General features: G+C 71.5%; 21 protein-coding genes. 8 read left to right on the top strand and 13 right to left on the bottom strand.

Annotation, left to right across the window (positions count from 1 at the left end):
* Window positions 1-309: 309 nt before the first annotated feature.
* Both ABLE53_RS00480 and ABLE53_RS00475 read left to right on the top strand, forming a co-directional pair.
* The gene (locus tag ABLE53_RS00480) at window positions 310-1,296 is read left to right on the top strand and encodes an iron-containing redox enzyme family protein (protein ID WP_348856560.1); all 987 of its coding nucleotides are present in this window, start codon (window positions 310-312) and stop codon (window positions 1,294-1,296) included.
* Window positions 1,293-1,538 carry a CDGSH iron-sulfur domain-containing protein gene (locus ABLE53_RS00475; protein ID WP_348856558.1) on the top strand — a complete coding sequence of 82 codons (246 nt, stop codon included), beginning with the start codon at window positions 1,293-1,295 and terminating at the stop codon, window positions 1,536-1,538. The genes ABLE53_RS00480 and ABLE53_RS00475 overlap by 4 nt, the downstream gene beginning before the upstream one ends.
* Before the next feature lie 13 nt (window positions 1,539-1,551).
* Here the strand turns inward: ABLE53_RS00475 and ABLE53_RS00470 are convergent, their stop codons facing one another.
* Window positions 1,552-2,994 carry an FAD-dependent oxidoreductase gene (locus tag ABLE53_RS00470; RefSeq protein WP_348856556.1) on the bottom strand — a complete coding sequence of 481 codons (1,443 nt, stop codon included), beginning with the start codon at window positions 2,992-2,994 and terminating at the stop codon, window positions 1,552-1,554.
* Window positions 2,995-3,453: 459 nt separating this feature from the next.
* Here ABLE53_RS00470 and ABLE53_RS00465 point away from each other — a divergent pair, with 459 nt between their 5' ends.
* A complete protein-coding gene (locus ABLE53_RS00465) occupies window positions 3,454-4,977 on the top strand; it encodes an RNA polymerase sigma factor (RefSeq protein ID WP_425474843.1) in 1,524 nt (507 codons plus the stop codon).
* A gap of 174 nt (window positions 4,978-5,151) precedes the next feature.
* Window positions 5,152-7,149, top strand: a complete 1,998-nt coding sequence (locus ABLE53_RS00460) for an N-acetylmuramoyl-L-alanine amidase (RefSeq protein ID WP_348856553.1) — start codon at window positions 5,152-5,154, stop codon at window positions 7,147-7,149.
* Window positions 7,150-7,198: 49 nt separating this feature from the next.
* On the opposite strand, the gene ABLE53_RS00455 is transcribed toward ABLE53_RS00460, so the two are convergent.
* The 11 genes from ABLE53_RS00455 to ABLE53_RS00405 form a co-directional block, all read right to left on the bottom strand.
* The gene (locus ABLE53_RS00455) at window positions 7,199-8,215 is read right to left on the bottom strand and encodes an ABC transporter substrate-binding protein (protein ID WP_348856552.1); all 1,017 of its coding nucleotides are present in this window, start codon (window positions 8,213-8,215) and stop codon (window positions 7,199-7,201) included.
* A gap of 50 nt (window positions 8,216-8,265) precedes the next feature.
* A complete protein-coding gene (locus tag ABLE53_RS00450) occupies window positions 8,266-9,141 on the bottom strand; it encodes an ABC transporter permease (RefSeq protein WP_348856551.1) in 876 nt (291 codons plus the stop codon).
* A gap of 11 nt (window positions 9,142-9,152) precedes the next feature.
* Window positions 9,153-9,983 (bottom strand): ABC transporter ATP-binding protein, encoded by an 831-nt coding sequence (locus ABLE53_RS00445; RefSeq protein ID WP_348856549.1) that lies wholly within the window; start codon window positions 9,981-9,983, stop codon window positions 9,153-9,155.
* Window positions 9,984-10,119: 136 nt separating this feature from the next.
* Window positions 10,120-10,971, bottom strand: a complete 852-nt coding sequence (locus ABLE53_RS00440) for an EamA family transporter (protein ID WP_348856548.1) — start codon at window positions 10,969-10,971, stop codon at window positions 10,120-10,122.
* A 35-nt stretch (window positions 10,972-11,006) separates the two neighbouring features.
* A complete protein-coding gene (locus ABLE53_RS00435; RefSeq protein ID WP_348856547.1) occupies window positions 11,007-12,194 on the bottom strand; it encodes a glycoside hydrolase family 26 protein in 1,188 nt (395 codons plus the stop codon).
* Complete coding sequence (locus ABLE53_RS00430; RefSeq protein WP_348856546.1) at window positions 12,191-12,913, bottom strand: PP2C family protein-serine/threonine phosphatase; 723 nt, start codon at window positions 12,911-12,913, stop codon at window positions 12,191-12,193. The genes ABLE53_RS00435 and ABLE53_RS00430 overlap by 4 nt, the downstream gene beginning before the upstream one ends.
* The gene (locus ABLE53_RS00425; RefSeq protein WP_348856545.1) at window positions 12,913-13,326 is read right to left on the bottom strand and encodes an ATP-binding protein; all 414 of its coding nucleotides are present in this window, start codon (window positions 13,324-13,326) and stop codon (window positions 12,913-12,915) included. The genes ABLE53_RS00430 and ABLE53_RS00425 overlap by 1 nt, the downstream gene beginning before the upstream one ends.
* On the bottom strand, window positions 13,316-13,648 hold the full coding sequence (locus ABLE53_RS00420; protein WP_348856544.1) for an STAS domain-containing protein: 333 nt from the start codon (window positions 13,646-13,648) through the stop codon (window positions 13,316-13,318). The genes ABLE53_RS00425 and ABLE53_RS00420 overlap by 11 nt, the downstream gene beginning before the upstream one ends.
* On the bottom strand, window positions 13,649-15,682 hold the full coding sequence (locus ABLE53_RS00415; protein WP_348856543.1) for a glycosyltransferase family 2 protein: 2,034 nt from the start codon (window positions 15,680-15,682) through the stop codon (window positions 13,649-13,651).
* Window positions 15,683-15,702: 20 nt separating this feature from the next.
* Entirely contained in the window at window positions 15,703-16,185 is a 483-nt protein-coding gene (locus ABLE53_RS00410) for a DUF456 domain-containing protein (protein WP_348856541.1), read from the bottom strand.
* 94 nt (window positions 16,186-16,279) lie between these two features.
* Window positions 16,280-16,510, bottom strand: a complete 231-nt coding sequence (locus ABLE53_RS00405; protein ID WP_348856540.1) for a DUF7455 domain-containing protein — start codon at window positions 16,508-16,510, stop codon at window positions 16,280-16,282.
* Window positions 16,511-16,903: 393 nt separating this feature from the next.
* On the opposite strand from ABLE53_RS00405, the gene ABLE53_RS00400 reads away from it, so the two are divergent.
* The 4 genes from ABLE53_RS00400 (at window position 16,904) to ABLE53_RS00385 (ending at window position 20,807) form a co-directional block, all read left to right on the top strand.
* Window positions 16,904-18,964 (top strand): DNA gyrase/topoisomerase IV subunit B, encoded by a 2,061-nt coding sequence (locus ABLE53_RS00400; protein WP_484555209.1) that lies wholly within the window; start codon window positions 16,904-16,906, stop codon window positions 18,962-18,964.
* Window positions 18,965-18,976: 12 nt separating this feature from the next.
* A complete protein-coding gene (locus tag ABLE53_RS00395) occupies window positions 18,977-19,384 on the top strand; it encodes a hypothetical protein (RefSeq protein ID WP_348856539.1) in 408 nt (135 codons plus the stop codon).
* Window positions 19,385-19,552: 168 nt separating this feature from the next.
* Window positions 19,553-20,332 carry a formate dehydrogenase accessory sulfurtransferase FdhD gene (fdhD, locus tag ABLE53_RS00390; protein WP_348856538.1) on the top strand — a complete coding sequence of 260 codons (780 nt, stop codon included), beginning with the start codon at window positions 19,553-19,555 and terminating at the stop codon, window positions 20,330-20,332.
* 16 nt (window positions 20,333-20,348) lie between these two features.
* Complete coding sequence (locus tag ABLE53_RS00385; RefSeq protein WP_348856537.1) at window positions 20,349-20,807, top strand: PaaI family thioesterase; 459 nt, start codon at window positions 20,349-20,351, stop codon at window positions 20,805-20,807.
* A gap of 9 nt (window positions 20,808-20,816) precedes the next feature.
* Here ABLE53_RS00385 and ABLE53_RS00380 read toward each other — a convergent pair whose 3' ends face one another.
* Complete coding sequence (locus ABLE53_RS00380; protein WP_348856536.1) at window positions 20,817-21,311, bottom strand: beta-class carbonic anhydrase; 495 nt, start codon at window positions 21,309-21,311, stop codon at window positions 20,817-20,819.
* Window positions 21,312-21,341: the final 30 nt, after the last annotated feature.

Here is a 21,341-nt window from a genome sequence, read left to right as displayed (position 1 = left end):
CGCCCGCCGGCGGGGGCCGCTCTTTACTTGGGTGGGAGTCTGCGCTCCCGTGCCGCTCCCTGTCTCGGGTTCGGCAAGATCGGTTGGGCTACTGTCCGCGGACCGTCCGCAAGACCTCCAAGCACGGTCAACGGCAGTCACCGGATCAGTGCAGGTCAGCCCGCAAGTGCCAACGTTTGCCAACGTCAGTCACCTACGCTCGCTTTGAAGAAGGCCAAGAAGGCGGCGCTGAAGGCGGGCGCCTGAGATCACACCTCGGGTCGGCCCGCGCGTGTCATCGCGGCGCCCCGCCGCGGGTACCTCTCGGGCATGAGTCAGACGCCCGACGCCGTACGACGGCCCACGCACCTCCCGAAGCCCCGCGGACCGCTCAGCGAGTCGGTGCTCGCCGCGCTCGTCGACGGCGGGACGGTGCCGGACCCGCCGGCCGACGTCGCGGCCACGGTCGCCCCCGAGGACGCGGCGATCACGCTCTGGACCATCTACGAGCTGTCCTACCGCGGCTTCGCCGAGATCGACGACGACCGGGAGTGGGACCCGGCGGTCGTGACGGTACGCCGCGCGCTGGAACGCGACCTCGAGGCGCGGCTGCGTGAGCGCTGGCCCGGACGGCCGGCGTACGACGGCGACTTCGCCGAGGCGCTCTTCGCCGAGGTCGGGGCCCACGACGGGCCGTCCCTCGCCCGCTACGTCCAGACCAAGGCCAGCGCCGACCAGGTGCTGGAGCTGCTGCAGCTGCGCTCGATCTACCACCTCAAGGAGTCCGACCCGGTCTCCTGGGCGGTACCGCGGCTGCCGACGACGCCGCGGGCGGCCCTCATGGAGCTGCAGTACGACGAGTACGGCGTCGGCCGGCCCGAGGCGCTGCACGCGCAGCTGTTCGCCGACGGGATGGCCGCGCTCGGGCTCGACCCGACCGAGGCGGCGTACGTCGACCAGGTCCCGCTCGAGATCCTCGAGCAGAACAACGCGATGAGCCTCTTCGGGCTCAACCGACGGCTGCGTGGCGCGGCGGTCGGCCACCTCGCCGCCTTCGAGGCGACCAGCTCGCTGCCGAGCCGGCGGATGGTGCAGGGGCTTGACCGGCTCGGGCTCGCCGAGGAGATGCAGCACTACTACCGCGAGCACGTCGAGGCCGACGCCGTCCACGAGCAGCTGGCCGCGCGCGCTATCTGCGGCAGCCTCCTCGAGGCGGAGCCGGAGCTCGAGGACGACGTCTGGCTCGGCGCCTTCACCTGCCTCGACGGCGAGGACCGGGTCGCGGGGTACCTCCTCGACCGCTGGGGCGCCCGATGAGCCGCATCAGCCCCGAGCGGGCGGGCAACGAGCGGACGGGCAACGAGCGGCAGAGCGCCGACGTCATCGTCTGCCCAGGCGGACCGCTGCTGCTGCGCGGCGACCACGTCGTCCAGGACGAGGACGGCACCGACCACCGCACCAAGCGGCCGGTCTCGGCGGTGTGCCGGTGCGGACGGTCGGCGACGAAGCCGTGGTGCGACGGCACGCACAAGGTCGTGCCGGACAAGCAGCGGCCCTGACCCGGGAGCCCGATCAGAGCCCGCGCACCGGGCAGACGGCCGGGCCCTCGAGCACGGACCCGTCCTCGTCGAAGCGCGACCCGTGCAGCGGGCAGTCCCAGCTCCGCTCGGCGTCGTTCCAGACCAGCTTCCCGCCCAGGTGGGTGCAGACGCCGTCGCCTGTGCCGTCCCGCCGGAGCGGGCGCACCCATCCGCGGGCGAGCTCGAGCCCGACCTCCGCGTTGAGCATCGCGGTGCCGGGCACGCCGCCGACCTCCGAGCGGCCCCACGGCCGCCACGCGCGCGCCCATTCGGGCTGCTGGGTGTCGCCGCCGAGGATCTCGGCCGACACCGCCAGCGCGGCGGCGACGCCGCCGGTCATGCCCCACTTCGAGAACCCGCCCGCGACGAGCAGCCGGTCCTGGCCGGGCACCAGCGGCCCGGCGTACGGCAGGGCATGTGCCGGCGAGGAGTCCTGCGCCGACCAGGCGTCGGTCTCGACCGCGCCCGGGAACCGCTCGTGCGCCCACGCCCGGATCTCCTCGAGGCGGCGGCTGGTCGGCGTCGAGCGACCGGTCACGTGACCGTTGCCGCCGACGAGCAGCAGGCTCCCGCCGCCGTCGGCCCCCTCGCCGGTCCCGTCGCCGGGCGCGTCACGGAGCGAGCGCGAGGGCTGGTCGGCGGAGAGGTACATCCCGTCGACGGCCGGTGCCGGCGTACGGAAGGCCACCGAGTAGGAGCGCGCCGGCGCCATCCGCGCGAAGAAGCCGCCGCGGTCGAGGATCGGCATGTTGGTGGCGAGCACGAGCCGGTCGACGTTCACCGTCCCGTCGGTGCCCTCGAGGTCGAGCCGCACGGGACTCCGCCCGCGCACCCGCGTCACCCGCTGGCCCTCCACGATCGTGGCCCCGTGGTGGGCGGCCTCGGCGGCGAGCACGTCGACGAGGTCGAGCGGGTCGAGCTGGAGCTGGCCGTCGAGGCGTACGGCGCCGCGGGTCGCGAACGGGAGCGGTACGTCGTCGAGCCACTCGGCGTCGAGACCCGCCTCCCTTGCGGCCGCGTGCTCCGCCTCGACGGAGCGCCGGCCGTCGTCGCCGTTCGCATAGGTGTACGCCGGCCGCGACTGCGTCGCGACGCCGTGCTCCTCGCACAGCCGGGCGACCCACGCCTGCGCGGTCCGGTGCCCCTCGACGTACTCCCGCACGACCTCGGCGGAGTGTCGACGGCGCAGCCGCGAGAGCATCGTGCCCTGCAGCAGGCTCAGCTTCGCCGTGGAGCGTCCGGTCGTCCCGCCGCCCAGCCGGCCCGCCTCGATGAGCACCACGCGCGTGCCCGCCCGCGCCAGGAGGAGGGCGGTCGTGAGCCCGGTGAGGCCGCCGCCGACCACACCGACGTCCCAGGCGCCGCCCGTGAGGGGGCCCTCTCGCGTGGCGGGGGCCTGCTGACGGCGTCGCTCCCAGACGGACGGACGGGTCATCGTTCACTCCTCGAGTCGTCTCCAACGGGAGCCTTCCGGTATCCGCGAGCCTCGGTGCGCACGCGGCGGAGCGGGCCGCGCGGGCCGCTCGGTGCTCGATGAACACCAGATGACCCCGGGTGGAATGGCCGAAGCGGGGTACCGGCCCGAAGCACGCCAGATGGATCCGACGCGCTGCACCGGGTCCCGAGGCAGGAGTTCCACCACGTGCGTGGCAGAATGACGTCGCGGCTCTTGACGTAAGCGGGCCTCGCCGCGCCCCGAAGCCAGTTCTGAACAAGTTCCAGCCCCGTAGGTTCGACCCCATAGCTCGACCTCATAGTTTCGACCCCATAGTTCGACCGAGAGGTGTTCGTGTCCTCGAACGCACGCAAGATTCCTGCTGAGGTTCTCGCCCACCCAGCCGTCACGGCTCTGATCGAGCGCGGCAGACCAACCGGCCGTGTCACCCCCGAGCAGCTGCGCCGCGCCAGCGAGGACGCCGCCGTCGAGCCGCGTCACCTCAAGCCACTGCTCGCCCATCTCAGCACCCTCGGGATCTCCGTCGACCTCGGCGACGGCGGCTCCGGCCGGGCCGCTGCCGCGACCTCCACGGCGCGGAAGAAGACCGCGACCGCGAAGACCGCCGCCAAGAAGTCGGCGACGTCGGACGAGGCTGAGGAGGAGCCGGCCACCAAGACGGCGAAGACGACGGCCAAGAAGGCGGCGAAGACGTCCGCCAAGGGCGAGAAGGCCGGGGACGAGCCGGCCACGGACGAGGACGAGCTCGACACCGACGACGTCGAGGACGCCGAGCCGGGCGACGGCGACCTCGAGGACGTCGACGTCGAGGTCGCCGACGACGCGGCCGACGAGACCGACGAGACCGGGGTCGACGACGAGACGGCGGCCGCCGACACCGGCGTACGCATCGGGCCCGACGGCAAGAAGATCCTGCCGGACATCTCCGACGAGCAGTTCGAGAAGGACGTCGCCTCCGACCCGACGATCGCCGAGGACGAGAAGGAGGCCTCCTTCGTCGTCTCGGCCGCCGACGACACCGACGAGCCCGAGCAGCAGGTCATGGTCGCGGGCGCGACCGCCGACCCGGTCAAGGACTACCTCAAGCAGATCGGCAAGGTGCCGCTGCTCAACGCGGAGATGGAGGTCGAGCTCGCCAAGCGGATCGAGGCCGGCCTCTTCGCGGAGGAGAAGCTCGCCAAGGGCGGGAAGGTCACCCCGAAGGTCCTCGAGGAGCTCGAGTGGATCGCCGAGGACGGCAAGCGGGCCAAGAACCACCTGCTCGAGGCCAACCTGCGTCTGGTCGTCTCGCTGGCCAAGCGCTACACCGGCCGCGGCATGCTCTTCCTCGACCTGATCCAGGAGGGCAACCTCGGCCTGATCCGTGCGGTGGAGAAGTTCGACTACACCAAGGGCTACAAGTTCTCGACCTACGCCACCTGGTGGATCCGGCAGGCCATCACCCGCGCGATGGCCGACCAGGCCCGGACCATCCGCATCCCGGTGCACATGGTCGAGGTCATCAACAAGCTCGCCCGCGTCCAGCGCCAGATGCTGCAGGACCTCGGCCGTGAGCCCACCCCGGAGGAGCTCGCCAAGGAGCTCGACATGACCCCCGAGAAGGTCATCGAGGTCCAGAAGTACGGCCGCGAGCCGATCTCGCTGCACACCCCGCTGGGCGAGGACGGCGACTCCGAGTTCGGTGACCTGATCGAGGACTCCGAGGCGATCGTCCCGGCCGACGCGGTCAGCTTCACCCTGCTGCAGGAGCAGCTCCACGCCGTGCTCGACACGCTGTCCGAGCGCGAGGCCGGCGTCGTGAGCATGCGCTTCGGGCTCACCGACGGCCAGCCGAAGACCCTCGACGAGATCGGCAAGGTCTACGGCGTCACCCGCGAGCGGATCCGCCAGATCGAGTCCAAGACGATGTCGAAGCTGCGCCACCCGAGCCGGTCGCAGGTCCTGCGCGACTACCTCGACTGATCGACACCCCTCCACACCGTCCTGCGCTCCGCGAGCAGCCGCTCCGCGGGGCGTACGACATTTCGGCGCTCGTACGCCGAGTCCATGGGCTTGCCTCTCGACGCCACGGCTCCTGCGGGACTAGGTTTCGCGGAGGCGATCTGCGCCTCTAGCACCTCATCTCGGGAGGAATTCGTGTCCTTGCGCGTGCTGTCGAAAAGATCCGGAGCCGGGCTCGTGGCGGCGGGAGCCCTCGCCGCCGGCGCCCTCTATGCCGTGCCCCTCGCCTCCGCCCCCGCTGCTGGCTCGTCGGTCCCCACCACCGACTGGGCCGCGTGCCTGTCGGGCACCACGGACCGCCAGGCGGTCTTCGAGCGGGCAGCAGCGACCAGCGGCGTCCCGTCCGACGTCCTCCTGGCGGTCTCCTACATGGAGTCGCGCTGGGACGTCCACGGCTCGTCGCCGAGCACCTCGGGCGGCTACGGCCCGATGAACCTCACCGACATCCCCGCGCTGACCGCCGGCGCCGACGGCACACCCGACGACGAGCTCGGCAAGGGCGACCCGTCGGCGCCCCACGTCGCCACGGGCGTCAAGGCACAGGCGGCCGGCAACGACGGCCTGGCCACCCTGCGCACCGCCCACCAGCTGACCGGCATCTCGGTGAAGGCCCTGCGCAGCGACGCGGTCGCCAACATCTGCGGCGGTGCGGCCGTCCTGGCGTCGTACCAGAAGCAGGCCGGCGGCGCCGCCGACCTCGGCGACTGGAGCGCCGCGGTCGCGCGTTACAGCGGGGCCTCGGACGAGGCGACCGCGCTCCGCTTCGTCACGCAGGTGTTCACCACGCTGCGCACCGGGGCCGCGCGCACGACCAACGACGGCCAGCGGGTCAGCCTCGCTGCGCGTCCGGCCGCGGTGGCCGACAGGTCGGCCGTCGCCGACCTCGGACTCACCGCGGCCGCCGACGACCAGGCGGTCTGCCCGGCGAGCCTGGGCTGTGAGTGGATCCCGGCGCCGTACGAGAACTACGACACCTCCGACCCGGGCGCCTACGGCAACTACGACCTCGCCGACCGGCCGACGACGATGAAGATCGACTACATCGTCCTGCACGACACCGAGGAGACCTACGACAACACCATCAAGCTGGTGCAGGACCCGACCTACCTCGGCTGGCACTACACGCTGCGCTCCTCCGACGGGCACGCCGCCGCCCACATCGACCCGAAGAACGTCGGCTGGCACGCCGGGAACTGGTACGTCAACAGCCACTCCATCGGCGTCGAGCAGGAGGGCTTCGCGGCCGAGGGGGCGACCTGGTTCACCGAGGCGCTCTACCAGACCAGCTCGACGCTGGTGCGCTACCTCGCGGCCAAGTACGACATCCCGCTCGACCGGGCGCACATCATCGGCCACGACCAGGTCCCGGGCATCGCGCCGGCCAACGTCGCGACGATGCACTGGGACCCGGGGCCGTACTGGGACTGGAAGCACTACTTCGACCTGCTCAAGGCGCCGATCAAGCCCGACCGCCGTGGCAAGAGCAACGTGTGGACCGTGCGGCCCGACTTCGCCACCAACCACCAGACCGTCACCAGCTGCGAGACCGCCGGTGACACCTGTCCGGAGCAGGGCAGCAACTTCGTCTACCTCCACACCGAGCCCTCCGAGGACGCCCCGCTGCTCCCGGACGCCGGGCTGCACACCGACGGGTCGAGCTCGACGACCGGCGTCTCCGACTGGGGCGCCCGCGTCGACGCCGGCCAGAAGGTCGTCGTCGCGAAGAAGCAGGGCGACTGGTGGGCGGTGTGGTTCAGCGGCCAGCTCGGCTGGCTGCACGACCCTGACAAGGTCCTCATCCCGTCCCAGGGCACCGTCGTGACGCCGAAGGGCGACACCGCTGTCGCGGTCTACGGCCGGGCGCTGCCCGAGGAGTCGGCCTACACCGACGGGATCCCGTACCAGAAACCCACGCCGCTGCAGTACACCATCGAGCCGGGGCAGGCCTACGTGCTCGCCGACAAGGACATCGAGACCGACTACTACAAGGCCTGGAACTACAACTGCCAGACGCTGGACGACGGCGTGCCCGACTGCGTCGACGTGAAGGGTCGGACGAAGTACTACGAGATCTGGTACAACCACCGGGTCGCGTACGTGAAGGCGGACGACGTCACGCTCGCCAAGGGCTGACCGGCGTTGCCGGCGCCCGTCCGCGGGCGCCGGCAGGCCCGGCCGTGCGCTAGTTGGCGCCCTTGTTGAACTTGTCGTCGATGAACATGTCCGAGCTCGACGGCACCTTCTTGATCATGTCCACCGACTTCATGAAGTCGGCGAACTTCCCGAACCCCGTCGGCGTCAGCGACCAGGTGACGTCGGGGTCGGTGATCTGCTCCTTGACCTCCGCCTTGCTCAGCTCGCCGCCGCTCTCCTTCGCGAGCAGCGTGGACGCCTGGTCGGGGTCGTTGTTCAGCATCGTGTTGGCGTCGGTGAGCGCCTTCTCGAACGCCTTGGTGAAGGCCGGGTTGGCGTCGAGGAAGTCGGGCTTGGCGTAGATGGCGTTGAACGTCGTACGCCCGAAGATGTCGTAGCTCTTCAGGATCGGGTGGGCGCCCTGGGCGGCCTCCTCGGCGACGTACGGCGGGGCCGTCAGGTGGCCGGTGATCTGGCCGGAGACCAGGGCCTGGAGCCCGTCGGGGTGTGCCATCGCGACGATGTTGTCGTCGAGGGCGTGGGCGTCCCCGAGCTGTTCCTCGGCGGCCTTGCGCAGCGGCAGCGACTGGATCGAGTCGGGCGCCGGCATCGCGATCTTGGCGTTGTCGGGCAGGTCCTTCAGGGACTTGATCTTCGGGTCCTTGACCATCAGCTCCATGTTCATCTGGTTCATGGCCGCGACGGTCTTCCAACCCACGCCGCCGTCGACGCCGACCAGGAACGGCGAGGCGCCCATCGACGCCACCTGGACGTCGCCGGCGATGACCGCGTCGCGGAGCGCGCTGCCCGAGTCGAGCATCTGCCACTTGATCTTCGTGTCCGGCAGCGCCTTCTCCAGCGTGCCCTGCTCCTTGATGATCAGCAGCGTCGCGTAGCCGAGCCCGGGCTGGTAGCCGATCGTGATCGAGTCGGTCGGGCCGCTGGCGTCCGAGCTCCCGCAGGCGGTCGCCAGCGACCCCGCCAGCGTCACTGCCGCGACAGTGCCGACCAGTCGACGGAGCCGACGGGAGGGACCGAGCCGGCGCAGGCGTGAGGACAGGGACATGCAGATCTCCTTGGAGTGATGGTGAGGATCCCGAGAGGGGGAATGCCGGCTCAGCTGCCGGTCTTCATGCCCCACGCGACGACCGTCTTCTTCTCGATCCAGGCGAAGACGAGGTCGAAGACGATGCCGATCACGGCGATGGTGACGAGCCCGGCGAAGGCGTCGTCGACGTGGAGGTAGGTCTTGGCGTTGTTGATGAAGTAGCCGAGGCCGCCGCCCTTGCCGGCGACGCCGAAGACCAGCTCGGCGGCGATGATCGTGCGCCAGCCGAAGGCCCAGGCGCTCTTGAGGCCGCTCACGGTGTGCGGGAGCGCCGCGGGCATGAGGACGTACCAGACCATCCGCCAGCCCCGGAGACCGATGTTGCGGCCGACCGCGACGACGGTGGGGTTGGCGGTGCGGAAGCCCTGGCTGACGTTGATGGCGATCGGCCAGACGACGGCGTTCGCGATCACGACGATCAGCGCGGTCGTGTTGATGCCGAACCAGAGCATGGCCAGCGGCAGGATCGCGACCGCCGGCAGCGGGTTGAGCATGGCGGTGAGCAGGACGAGGAGGTCCTCGCCGAGCCGGGTCCAGGTCGCGAACGTCGTCAGCACGGCCGCGACGACCACGCCGATGCCCAACGCCTCGGCGAGGACGCGCAGGGTCACCAGCGTCGAGTGGACCAGGTCGCCGTCCTGCACGCCTCGGCCGATGGCCTTGGCCACGTCGATCGGCCCGGCGACGAGGAGCGGATTGACGCCGCCGTACGACACCGCGAGCTGCCAGGCGAGCAGCAGCACGGCGAGGAGGAGCGTCCGGCGTACGACGGTCGGCAGGTCGCCCCAGCGCCGGTCGCGCAGCCGGGGCCGCTCGGGCGCGGGCGCCTCCGCGAGCGTGGGGGCGGCCTGGTCGAGGGCAGCGGGGGAGGAGAGCTGGGCCATCGGATGTCCTCTCACTCGAACGCCGCGTGGGCGAGGTCGGGGTCGGCGTGGTCGTCGTCTCCGGCGAGGAGCCCGCGCAGCCTGGCGAGGGCGGCCACGAAGTCCCGGTCGGTGGGGTCGTCGAGGCCGCGGACGTCGAGGGTCTCGAGGACCGTCGAGGGCGGCGTGGAGAGCACGACGACCTCGTCGCCGACGTACACCGCCTCCTGGATGCTGTGGGTGACGAAGAGGACCGTGACGCCGGTGCGGGCGGCGACCGCCTTGAGCTCGCGCTGGAGGCGGGACCGCGTCTGCGCGTCGAGGGCGCCGAACGGCTCGTCCATCAGGAGTACGTCGGGGTCGAGCGCCAGCGCCCGCGCGATGGCCACGCGCTGCTTCATGCCACCGGAGAGCTGGTGCGGATGCCGGTCCGCGGCCGCCGTGAGCCCCATCAGCTCGAGCAGCTCGTCGGTCCGGCGGCGGGCCTCGACGCGGCCCCGCCCGTTGGCCCGCTGCGGGAACTCGAGGTTGCCGCGCACGGTGCGCCACGGGAAGAGCTGGTCGAACTCCTGGAAGACGACGGCACGGTCGGGGCCCGGAGCACCCACGGGATGGCCGCTGACACTGATGGTGCCGCGCCACGTCCTGAGGTAGCCGGCGACCGCCTTCAGCAGCGTCGACTTCCCGCAGCCCGACGGGCCGAGCAGCATGGTCGTGCTGCCGCGCGTCACCTCGAAGCCGACATCGCCGACCGCGACCTGGCGGCGGTCGCCGACGACGTAGCCGATCTGGGCGTGCGAGACGCTGAGCATGGGGTCGGCGCCGCCGCTCCGGGGGAGCGGCACGGCTGCGGAGGCGCTCACGGGGACTCCTCGTGGGTCGGATGCGTCGGGATGTTCGAGTTATCAGAGTAAGTCACGCGACTATAGCGACCGGATCGGACTCACTGCATCACCAGGGGCCACACGAACGCCCACGCGCGGCGGCCGGCGTACACCGTCAGCCGGCGGCGACGAGCGCGACGGCCACGGCGCAGAGGGCCAGGCCGACCGCCTGGGGCCGGTGGACACGCTCGCGGAGGACGACCGCGGCGAGCAGCACGGTGGTGGCGGGGTAGAGCGAGGTGATGACGGCGGTGACGGTCAGGTAGCCGTGCTTGGTCGCGGCCAGGAAGGAGCCGGTCGCGGCGGTCCCCAGGAGGCCCGCGAGCGCGGCGAGCGGCGCACGCTCGCGCCGGGGCCGCCATGGGATGCGCAGGACCGTCCCGAGCGCGGCGACCAGGGCCGCCGCGGTGAGCTGGTTGGTCGCCAGCGGCAGCAGCCGGGCCCCGTCCGAGGTCTGCGCCAGGCCGAGGAGGAGGACGCCGAAGCCGCAGCCTGCGACCAGCCCGTCGACGACGCCGGCCGCGAGCCCGCTGCGCTGGGCGGGCGAGGGCTCGAGGGTGGCCGGCTCGCTGGCGACCAGCCAGATCGCGGGCAGCGCGAGCACGAGGCCCACCCAGACGACGGTCCCCGGCCGCTCGCCGCCGAGGATGCCGACGAGCGCCGGCAGCACGGCCGCCCCGACGCCGGAGACGGGCGCGACGACGCCCATCCGGCCGGCGTTCATGCCGCGGTAGAGCGCGCTGGTGCCGACCATGTTGCCGACGCCGGCGAGCAGTGACCAGCCGAGGTCAGCGCCCGTGAGCGTCCCGCCGACCCAGATCGAGGCGATCAGGCAGGTCAGGCCGCCGACCGTGTTGCTGATCATGGACACGGTCCAGGGCGCCAGCCGCGCGGCGGCGATCCCGCCGGCGAAGTCGGAGCTGCCGTAGGCCGCGGCCGCGAGGAGGGCGAGCAGGACGGCAGTCATCGAGGGGGCTCCGGTCTGTGGGTCGGGGCGCTGCGTCAGTCGGTGCAGTGGGGCACGTCGTCGCCCCAGCGCGCCCACGCGGGGAGGGCGTCGACGTACCGGTCGCGGACGGCGTCACTCCGGGTCGCCGCCCAGTCGACGACGTCGTGGACCTCGACCTCCTGCTTCTTCTGCTCGAACCAGTTGATCATCTTCAGCTGCGGCAGCTCCTCGGGCAGGTCGGCGGCGTAGACCTGGTCCCACCACCGGCTCTTCAGGTCGAGCTCGTCGGCCCCGCCGTTGCCGGGGACGTAGAGAGCGGCCGTCTCGGTGACGGCGAGCGGGAGGTCGTAGCGTTCGGCGTACTCGGCGTAGAAGTCCGGCGTCGGCAGGTCCTGCCCGTGCCAGCCGGCGTAGGTGCCGCGGAGCATCCCGACGAACTTGCCCGCCTCGGGCAGCTCGTTCTCGCCCCACGGGTAGCGCAGTCCCCAGTGGTAGACCGACATGCCGACCCAGTCGACGTAGTCCTTCCCGGGCCAGTACGGCGCGTAGGAGTCGTCCCTGCGGTCCAGCCGCCCGTTGTGGTTGGTGTCGAGCAGCCGGAAGGCCCTCGTCCCCGGCTTGGCGGAGTACTCCCCGCCGGCGAACGGGTAGCCGCCGCCGTAGTTCGGCGCCCACAGCATCGCCGCCCCCGGCGCACCGGAGTGCACGGCGTCGGCGAGCCTCCGGAAGGTCCGGACGTACGCCGCCGGGTCCTGCCCCCAGGCGTACCAGGATCCGTTCATCTCGTGGGCGAAGCGGACCAGGACCGGCACGCCCTGCCGGTCGTAGGAGTCGACCAGCGAGACGACGCTCTTGATCACGGTGTCCGTGACCGACGCCAGGCCGTCCTGCGGCTCGAGGGTGACCAGCAGCATCGCGCCGACCCCGCGGGCCTGGAACATCGCCTGGTCCAGCAGGTGCCGGTCGTTCCCGGTCAGCGGCAGGTCGGCGAAGGTGACCAGGACGGCGGGATCGTGGCCGAGCCGGTCGGCGTACTCCTTGGCGGTCTCGTCGCTCCACTGGAGTGACGCGCCCAGCCACACGCCGTGGTCGGGCGGCTCGAGGTCGGTGGCCGGCGAGGGGCACGGGTCCACCCACTCGGTGTCGCCGGGAGGGCCGGAGAGCCTGATGCTGCACGCGCCCAGGGCCGCCGTGAGGACGATCGCCGCGAGCGCGGCGAGCCTCCGCTGGGGGCGGATCATCCGGCGAGCCTCCGGGCGACCACGACGGTCACGTCGTCGACGATGTCGCTGTCCGCCTCCCGCGCGAGCCTGGTCAGCGTCGCGACGAGCGAGGCGGCGTCGGCACCGGAGGCGAGCTCCTCATCGGCCGTCGCGATCACCGGCTCCAGGCCGCCGACGGCGTCGTGGAGGCCGTCGCTGATCGCGACCACCGCGTCGCCCGGGTGCACCGTCGTGGAGTGCATGCGCCACGAGTCGTCGGGCAGGGTGCCGACCGGGAGCCCCTCCGAGGCCAGTCGGCGGCCCCCGCGGCCGGGGGAGACGACGAAGGCCATGCCGTGGCCGGCGTCGACGTACTCGACGGTGTCGGAGCCGGGCTGGAACCGCATCGCGAACACCGTGATGAAGCGGCCGACCTCGGTCAGGTCGTCGGCGAGGTCGACGGCGACGCGGCGGAGCACGTCGGCAGGGTTGTGGTACGGCGAGGCGCCGCGGATCATCGCGCGGACGACGGTCGAGAGCATCGCGGCCGGCAGCCCCTTGCCCATCACGTCGGCGACGACCACCTGCACCTTCTCGCCGAGCCGCTGCCAGTCGAAGAGGTCCCCGCCGACGGCGCCCGCCTGGACACAGTCGCCGGCGAGGTCCCAGTCACCGAGGTCGGCCAGCGGCCGGGGGAGCAGGTGGCGCTGGAGCTCGCGGCCCGCCTCGAGGTCGGAGCCGAGGTCTCCGGAGGTCATCACTCGCCCCCGGTGCGCCGGCGGACCATCCTCCACACGTTGTCGGAGCCGTCACGGACGTACTCGAGCTCGTCGAGCACCGTGTCGGCGAGCGGGAGTCCGCGGCCCGACTCCGAGAGCGGGTCGTCGGGCATCGCGCCGTGCAGGTCGCCGGTGAACGCCTGGCCGTTCTCGCGCAGCACCGCCTGCAGCTCCCCCGGGTCGACGTCCAGGGTGAAGGTCCAGTGCACGCCGCCGGTCGGCACGCCGTGCTCGATGACGTTGTTGGCGACCTCGGTCACGGCGGTCTCGAAGAGCATGAGGTCGCTCGCGGACACGTCGGGGTGCTCCTCTCCGGCGCGGGTGAGGAGGGCGTGCAGCTTGTCGAGCTCGTCGGGCACCGCGAAACCGTCCAAGACGTAGTCACCAGCCATGGCTGGCCTCCTCGATGTCTGCGTAGGGCTTAAGGATCCGGTCGAGGTTGGTGAGGCCGAGGACGGTGCGGACCTGCTCGCCGGCGCCGGAGATCCGCAGGTCGCCCGACGCCTGCCGCGCCGACTTCAGGCCGCCGATCAGGGCGCCGAGGCCGGAGGAGTCGATGAAGTCGACGGCGCTGAGGTCGACCACGATCCTCGGGTGCCCGCCGGCCACCGCCTCGTCGACCGCCTTCTTCAGCTGCGGGGCCGCGACCATGTTCAGCCTTCCCGAGGCGCTCAGCACGGCCATCCGGCCGCGACCGGTCGAGACGATGTCCATCTAGGTCCTTGCCTCCTGCGGGACGGTGCCGGCCTGCTGGTCCGGCTCGGGGGGTCGGTAGAGCGCCGCCTCGATGATCACGCTGAGCACCACGACGTCGTAGGCCACCCAGGCCGTGTTGACGCCGACCCCGATCACGGTCAGCGCCGATCCGGTCCACAACTTCACCACGCCGACGATCACGGAGGCAACGAGCACCACCATGATCGTCAGCTGCGGCCAGATCAGCCGGAACGGGAACCGCTGCCGCCCGCCCTCGCGGACCTTGGGCGTGACGATGAAGCCGAGGTCGCGGCCGAACCACACGTTGGCGGCCGCCGTGACGCACGCCTTGATCCAGATCGGGAACAGGGCGAGGGAGTACTGGTGGCCGCGCCAGGTCTTCACGCCGTACCCGACGATGAAGAAGAGCAGCTGGTTGAGCAGGAAGTACGGCGTGAAGAATGTCAGGAAGGTCAGGCCCCAGGCGTGCACCGGCAGCGCGTCGAAGAGCAGGTAGAAGACAGGGGCGAGCAGGAACGCCAGCGCCGCGAAGCCGGCGAGGTAGCTCCACATCGTGGCGAAGTACATCAGCCGCTGCCCGGACTTCAGACCCTTCTTCGTGAGCGGGCTCTCCTTGAGGAGCACCTGCAGCGTGCCCTGTGCCCACCGGAGCCGCTGCTTGAGCATCGTGCCGAGGTCCTCGGGCGCGAGCCCGGTGGCGAGGATCTCGTGATAGAACGCCGACTTCCAGCCGGCGGCGTGCAGCCGCATGCAGGTGGCCATGTCCTCGGTGACGGAGACGGTGGCCATCGGCATGACCGGCTGGGCCTCCTCCCCGCGGGTCACGTCGACGGACCGCATGATGCGCCCGACGGCCTCCAGCGCCCCGAGGGGGCTGAAGTCGCGGGTGGTCAGCTCGTCGAGGATCTCGTCCTGGGCCAGCGGGATCCCGGTCTCGGGGTCGGTCTCGAAACCGACGTCCTCGGCGAGGTCCACGCCGATGTCGGCGAGGTCTCTGCGGATCCCGGCCAGATCGTCGGAGACGACCTCGCGGCTCGCCGCACGCACCGTCTCCTGGACGTCGTAGGTGACGTCGGCGACCGGTTCGCCGGCGTCGAGCCGGCGCAGCGCGGTCTCGACCCCGCGGCGTACGTCGGCTACCGCGGAGGCGGCGGAGGGGTCCACCTTGCGGATCTGCCGCCGGGCACGGTCGAGGATCCGGCCCGAGGTCCGCAGCGCGGTGCGTACGGCGGCGTCCACCTCGGCGACGTACTCCTGGATGCCGAGCCGCATCAGCGCCTCGCGCCGGATGACGGCGTTGGAGCCGCAGAAGAAGGCGGCGTTCCAGCCGTCCTTGCCCTGCTGGATCGGGCCGTAGAAGAGCGGCGCCTGGCTGCCCAGCGGGTCGGAGTCGGTGACGTTGCTGAACCACTGCGGCGTCTGCACCAGCGCCATGTCGGGGTCGCGGAACCAGCCGAGCGTGCGGTCCAGGATCTGCCGCTTGGGGATCTGGTCGGCGTCGAGGATGAGGATGAACTCGCCGTACGTCTGGAAGAGGGCGTTGTTCAGGTTGCCGGCCTTCGCGTGGCGGGCGTGCCCCTCCCACTCCCGGCCGCGGGTGAGATAGCCGACCCCGGCCGCCTCCGCGGCTGCGCGCATCTCGGGCCGGTTGCCGTCGTCGAGGATGTAGGTCTGGTGCGGGAAGTCGATCGCCAGCGCGGCGCGGGCGGTCGTCATGACCAGGTCGACGGGCTCGTTGTAGGTGGTGATCAGCACGTCCGCCGTGGCGTCCTCGGGCGGCGGCGGGGGATCCCCGCGGCGCTTCATCCGCCAGATCGTGATGGCGAAGAGATAGCCGTCGACGAGGGAGTAGGTCTCCGCGACCACCAGTGGGACCGCGATCCACCAGTTGTGCCAGTTGACCGACCAGACCCACCGCCAGGTGACGTACCAGGTGCCGGCCGCCAGGGTGAGCACGGCCACGACGCGCAGGCCGATGAGCTTGCCGATGCCCTCGGTGGTCTGGGCCTCGAGCTGGGCGCGTGGGCTCACGCGGTCCACCCTAGGACCTCTCAGGTCAGGACGAGGCCCACGACCCACGTCACCGTGGCGAGTACGCCGGCGACGAGCTCGATCAGGATCGAGAGCCCCACGGCCCGCAGTGCGTGCTTCGTGGAGGCCCACGCCGTGCCGGCGGCGTGCAGCCGGGCCAGCTCGGCGAGGTAGACGCCCGCGACGAAGCCGACCGCGATCCCGACGACGGGGATGACGAAGAAGCCGACGATCGCGAGCACGGCGCCGACGAGCTGGGTGCGGAACGGCACGCCGGCGTCCTTGAGGCGGCGGCCGGGGACGGCGTACTTGGTGATGACCCCGGCGGCGAGCAGCACGACGGCGACGGAGAGGACGACCCAGGCGGCCGCCTCGCCCTTCCACACCGCCCACGCGAGGATCCCGCCGCCCACCGCGAGCGAGCCCCCCGGCAGGATCGGGACCAGGATCCCCGCTAGGCCGAAGGCGATGACGAGGGCGACCAGCAGCTCGACTCCGCTCACGGCGGACACCCTAGGGCCGGCATCCGTGACGTAGAGACGCGAGCGGCCCCGGACGCAAACGTCCGGGGCCGCTCGGTTGAGTGGTCTGGGGGGCTCAGTGCTCGTCGTCGGGAGCGATGGTCGGTGTCTCGGTCAGCTTGTGGGTCTCGTCGATGACGTTCACCGCGATCTCCTTGAGCTTGTCTCCGTGCTCACGGGCGTGGTGAGCGCAGAAGAGCAGCTCGCCGCCGGACTGGAGCTCCACGCGAAGGTAGGCCTGGGCTCCGCAACGGTCACAGCGGTCCGCAGCGGTCAGCGGAGAGCTGCTGGCAACGGCAGTGGTCACATCGGCCTCATTTCTTGATCTTCCGGTGTCGGGAGAACGTACGCGAGGATCCGCAGATTCCCGAGGGATCGTGGTCCCGATCACCTCAATCCAATCATGGACTTGTCGTTCCCCGTACCCGGGATTCGGTGACACCAAGCCCCGGACCGCTCTGTCCGGAACATCAGTCTGACGCTCTCGTCGCGATCGCGGTTGCGATTCCGTGAACCGGTCATCAATTCCGGTCACCGATCGTTTCCGCTCCGTGACGTCCCTGCCTTGGAAGTCAAGGTAAGCCCGACGCGTCCGGAGGCGTGGCGTCGTCGGATGCGCGGCGTGTCGCGGGTAGATTTCTGCCCAGCAGCACGGCGCGGCAGCGCGCCACCAGCCAGCCCGTACGTCAGGGAGCCCGTCATCGCCGACCACACCTACAACGCAGCACACCTCCTCGTCCTCGAGGGCCTGGAGGCGGTCCGCAAGCGCCCGGGCATGTACATCGGGTCGACCGACACGCGCGGCCTCATGCACTGCCTGTGGGAGATCATCGACAACGGCGTGGACGAGGCGCTCGCCGGCGTCGCGAGCCGGGTCGAGGTGACGCTGCACCGCGACGGCTCGGTCGAGGTGCACGACGACGGTCGCGGCATCCCGACCGACAACGAGCCGAAGACGGGGCTTCCGGGCGTCGAGGTCGTGGCGACGAAGCTGCACGCGGGCGGCAAGTTCGGCGGTACGTCGTACGTCGCCACCGGCGGCCTCCACGGCGTCGGGCTCTCGGTGGTCAACGCGCTCTCCGCGCGGATGGACATCGACGTCGACCGCTCGCCGGCGCAGCAGGGGATCTCGTTCCAGCGGGGGATCCCGGGCGTGTTCGACGGCGACGGGCCGACCGCCGCCTTCACGCCCAAGTCGGGGCTGACCCGCAAGGGCCCGAAGGTCGGCAAGACGAAGCACGGCACCCACATCCGGTTCTGGCCGGACCGGCAGATCTTCACCAAGGACGCCGACTTCGTGCTCGAGGGTCTCCTCGGGCGGGCCCGGCAGACGTCCTTCATCGTCCCGGGCCTCGAGATCGTGATCCGCGACCTGCGCGGCGACACGCCCGTGGAGGAGAAGTTCCGCCACGACGGCGGCATCGCGGAGTTCGTCGACTTCCTCGCCCACGACGAGCCGGTCACCGACGTGCTCCGGCTGCAGGGCTCCGACGCCTTCACCGAGACGGTGCCCATGCTCGACGAGCAGGGCCACATGACCCCGCAGGACGTCGAGCGGCGGCTGGAGGTCGACGTCGCGGTGCGCTGGGGGAGCGGCTACGACACCGAGATCCGCTCCTTCGTCAACGTCATCGCCACGCCCAAGGGCGGCACCCACGTGAGCGGGTTCGAGCAGGCGGTCACCCGCACCTTCAACGACGCGATGAAGGCCACGAAGGTCCTCAAGGTCAACGACGCCGACGTCATCAAGGACGACGTCATGGAGGGGCTGACCGCCGTCGTGGCGGTGCGCCTGGCCGAGCCTCAGTTCGAGGGGCAGACCAAGGAGATCCTCGGCACCCCGGCCGCGCGGACGGTCGTGCGCCGGGTGGTCGCGGCGGAGCTGAAGAGGTTCCTCACCGCCTCCCGCGGCGCCCAGAAGCAGCAGGCCAAGCTGGTCATGGAGAAGGTGTACGCCGCCTCCCGGACCCGGCTGACGCTGCGGCAGCAGAAGGAGAACCAGCGCCGCAAGAGCGCCCTCGAGTCCTCCGCGCTGCCCGCGAAGCTGGCCGACTGCCGGACGACCGACGACCGCGCCGAGCTGTTCATCGTCGAGGGCGACTCCGCGCTCGGCACCGCGAAGCTGGCGCGCGACTCGGAGTACCAGGCGCTCCTGCCGATCCGCGGCAAGATCCTCAACGTCCAGAAGGCGTCGGTCGGCGACATGCTCAAGAACGCCGAGTGCGCCTCGATCATCCAGGTCGTCGGCACCGGCACCGGGCGGACCTTCGACCTCGACGCCGCGCGCTACAGCAAGATCATCTTCATGGCCGACGCCGACGCCGACGGGTCCCACATCCGGACCCTGCTCGCCACGCTGTTCTTCAAGTACATGCCCGGCCTCATCAGCGAGGGCCGGGTCTACACCGCGGTGCCGCCGCTGCACCGGATCGAGCTCTCGAACCCCAAGAAGGGGATGGAGAAGTACATCTACACCTACTCCGACGACGAGCTGCAGCGGAAGCTGGCCGAGCTCAAGAAGAAGAACGTCGGCTGGAAGGACCCCGTCCAGCGCTACAAGGGCCTCGGCGAGATGGACGCCGACCAGCTGGCCGAGACCACGATGGACCCGCGCCGGCGTACGCTCCGCCGGCTGACCGTCGACGACGCCGACGCCGCGGCGCAGGTGTTCGAGCTGCTGATGGGCTCCGACGTGGCGCCGCGCAAGGAGTTCCTGGTCGCTGGCGGAAGCCAGCTCTCCGAGGAGGACCTGGACTTCTAGTCCGGGGCACGCATGGACCAGAAGGCGGCTCGCGCCGCTGTCGCCAAGGCGTTCAAGGCCCGCAAGGTGCCCCTCCGCAAGGGGCACTGGCGGCTGGTGGCGCCCGAGGTGACGTGGTACGTCGACCTGCGCAGCGACGGCCCCGGGCCGACCGCTCCGCTGCGGTTCGAGGCCGGCGCGTGGCTGCCGGTCCTCGAGCAGCCCGAGCCCGAGGGCGGGGCTGTCGACTGCCCGCTCCTGGTCGACGTACCCCTCGACCCGCGGCCGGCCGCCGCCGCCGAGGCGACCGCGGCCGCCGACGCCCTCGTCGACCGGCTCGAGTCGCTCGGCACCGTCGACTCCCTCGCGGAGGCCTGGCGCGGCGGGCGCCTCGAGGGCGCGCTGGTCGACCGCTCGTTGCGGACGCTGTTCGGCGACTGATTCGGGCCGGGCGGGTCTGGTGGCTGTTCGTCTAGGTATGCAGGGAAGTGGTCACTTCCCGCGCGGAGCTCCGCCAGGGGAGTGAGCGTTCGGCTGCATACCTAGACGAACAGGCAGCAGTCGGCTGAGCGAGGGCTCCCGCTCACGGGAGCGGGCTAGAGTCGCAGCATGGCCGTGATGACGACCCGCCGCGCGATCGTGCGCCGTGGGGTGAGCGCGCCCGACGACCTGGCCGTCGAGGCGCCGCTGGTGCTCGGCCTCGACGGCGAGGCGGTGGCGACGCTGATGCGGACCCCCGGCCACGACGTCGAGCTCGCCGCCGGGTGGCTGACCGTCGAGTCGGGCGTACGCCGGCCGGACGACATCGTGCAGCTGCGCGGCTGTCGCGAGGACGACACCGACCGCGTCCACATGACGCTCGCGCCGGGCGTGACGCCGCCGCGGCCGCGCGCGTTCGTGACCTCCGCGGCCTGCGGTGTCTGCTCCGCCGACGTCCTCGACCTGGCGCCGCTGCGCCGCGCCGAGCCGCACAGCCCCGGCTGGACGGTGGACCGCGACGTCGTCGCCGGGCTGCCGGATGCGCTCCGCGGGCGGCAGCGGGCGTTCGACAAGACCGGTGGCGTGCACGCCGCCGCGCTCGCCCGGGCCGACGGGTCGCTGGTCGCGGCCTACGAGGACGTGGGCAGGCACAACGCGGTCGACAAGGTCGTCGGACGGGCGCTGCTCGACGGGCTGCTGCCCGCCACCGACCACCTGCTCGTCGTCAGCGGGCGTGTGTCGTTCGAGATCGTGCAGAAGGCCGTGGCCGCGGGCGTGGCCGGGGTCGTCGCGGTGTCGGCGCCGTCCTCGCTCGCCGTCGACCTCGCCCGCGAGCACGGCCTCCTGCTGGCCGGGATGGTGCGCAAGGGCGATCTCAACGTGTACGCCGGCGCCGAGCTCGTCGACTGACCGGCGAGCCCGCGGCGTGCGCACACAGGCACTGCAGGACCGGTGGTGGCCGACGATGACCTGCTTCGGCTGCGGACCGGCCAACGAGCGGGGGCTGCGGCTGAAGAGCTACCCGCAGCTCGACGGGACCGTGACCGCGGAGTTCACGCCGTGGCCGGAGCACGACAACGGCGGCGGCTTCCTCAACGGCGGGATCATCGCGACGCTGCTCGACTGCCACAGCGCGGCGGCGGTCCACCACACCGCGTACGCCAACGGCTGGCTGCCCGCCGACGGGCAGGACCTGGCCTACGTGACCGCGGGGATCGAGGTGCGCTACCGGCGGCCGGCGCCGCTGCGGCACCGGGTCACCCTGGTCGCGGAGACGCTCGAGGCCGACGAGGGGCGGATCACCGCCGGCGTACGCCTCGAGTGGGACGGCAAGGTCCGTGCGGAGGCGGAGGCGCTCTGGAAGCGCTGGCGGCCGCGTCCCTGAACGGGACCGTCAGATGACCTGCTTGAGCAGGCCCGTGTCGACGTCGTACAGGAAGCCGCCGACGAGCACCTCCTCGGGGATGAGGGGGTGCGAGCGGACCTTGTGGACGTCCTCGGTGAGCGCGCGAGCCTGGTCGTCGACCACCGGGAGCGGCATCCACGCCGCGTCCTGGCCGGCGGACTCGCCGATCCGGGCCTTGAGCTCGGCCTCGGTGTTGCTCGCGACCGCGCAGCGGGTGTGCGGGACGATGAGGATGCGGGAGACGTTGAGCAGGTGGGCGCCGAGGACGAGGGCCTCCATCGCCTCGGGCGTCACGCGGCCACCGGGGTTGCGGAAGATCTTCGCGTCGCCGGCCTTCAGGCCGAGCATCGCGAGCGGGTCGATCCGGCTGTCCATGCAGGTCACGATCGCGATGCCGGCGTGCGCGATGCCGTCGAAGCCGCTCAGCCCGAAGTCGGCGGCGTAGTCGCGGTTGGCCCGGAGGAGGTCGTCGAAGTCAGGCATACCCCGAGGTTAGCCGGGTGGGCAGGCGGG

The organism is Nocardioides asiaticus (assembly GCF_040049175.1).
GTDB lineage: Bacteria > Actinomycetota > Actinomycetes > Propionibacteriales > Nocardioidaceae > Nocardioides > Nocardioides cheoyonin.
Note: the sequence above shows the minus strand (reverse complement) of the source record. Positions and strands in the feature narration are given on the sequence as shown.

Bases quoted from the DNA above. Each gene is read 5' to 3' on its own strand.
- ABLE53_RS00480 (WP_348856560.1), top strand. From the start codon at position 310: ATGAGTCAGACGCCCGACGCCGTACGACGGCCCACGCACCTCCCGAAG.
- ABLE53_RS00475 (WP_348856558.1), top strand. From the start codon at position 1,293: ATGAGCCGCATCAGCCCCGAGCGGGCGGGCAACGAGCGGACGGGCAAC.
- ABLE53_RS00470 (WP_348856556.1), bottom strand. From the start codon at position 2,994: ATGACCCGTCCGTCCGTCTGGGAGCGACGCCGTCAGCAGGCCCCCGCC.
- ABLE53_RS00455 (WP_348856552.1), bottom strand. From the start codon at position 8,215: ATGTCCCTGTCCTCACGCCTGCGCCGGCTCGGTCCCTCCCGTCGGCTC.
- ABLE53_RS00450 (WP_348856551.1), bottom strand. From the start codon at position 9,141: ATGGCCCAGCTCTCCTCCCCCGCTGCCCTCGACCAGGCCGCCCCCACG.
- ABLE53_RS00440 (WP_348856548.1), bottom strand. From the start codon at position 10,971: ATGACTGCCGTCCTGCTCGCCCTCCTCGCGGCCGCGGCCTACGGCAGC.
- ABLE53_RS00435 (WP_348856547.1), bottom strand. From the start codon at position 12,194: ATGATCCGCCCCCAGCGGAGGCTCGCCGCGCTCGCGGCGATCGTCCTC.
- ABLE53_RS00430 (WP_348856546.1), bottom strand. From the start codon at position 12,913: ATGACCTCCGGAGACCTCGGCTCCGACCTCGAGGCGGGCCGCGAGCTC.
- ABLE53_RS00425 (WP_348856545.1), bottom strand. From the start codon at position 13,326: ATGGCTGGTGACTACGTCTTGGACGGTTTCGCGGTGCCCGACGAGCTC.
- ABLE53_RS00420 (WP_348856544.1), bottom strand. From the start codon at position 13,648: ATGGACATCGTCTCGACCGGTCGCGGCCGGATGGCCGTGCTGAGCGCC.
- ABLE53_RS00395 (WP_348856539.1), top strand. From the start codon at position 18,977: ATGGACCAGAAGGCGGCTCGCGCCGCTGTCGCCAAGGCGTTCAAGGCC.
- fdhD (WP_348856538.1), top strand. From the start codon at position 19,553: ATGGCCGTGATGACGACCCGCCGCGCGATCGTGCGCCGTGGGGTGAGC.
- ABLE53_RS00380 (WP_348856536.1), bottom strand. From the start codon at position 21,311: ATGCCTGACTTCGACGACCTCCTCCGGGCCAACCGCGACTACGCCGCC.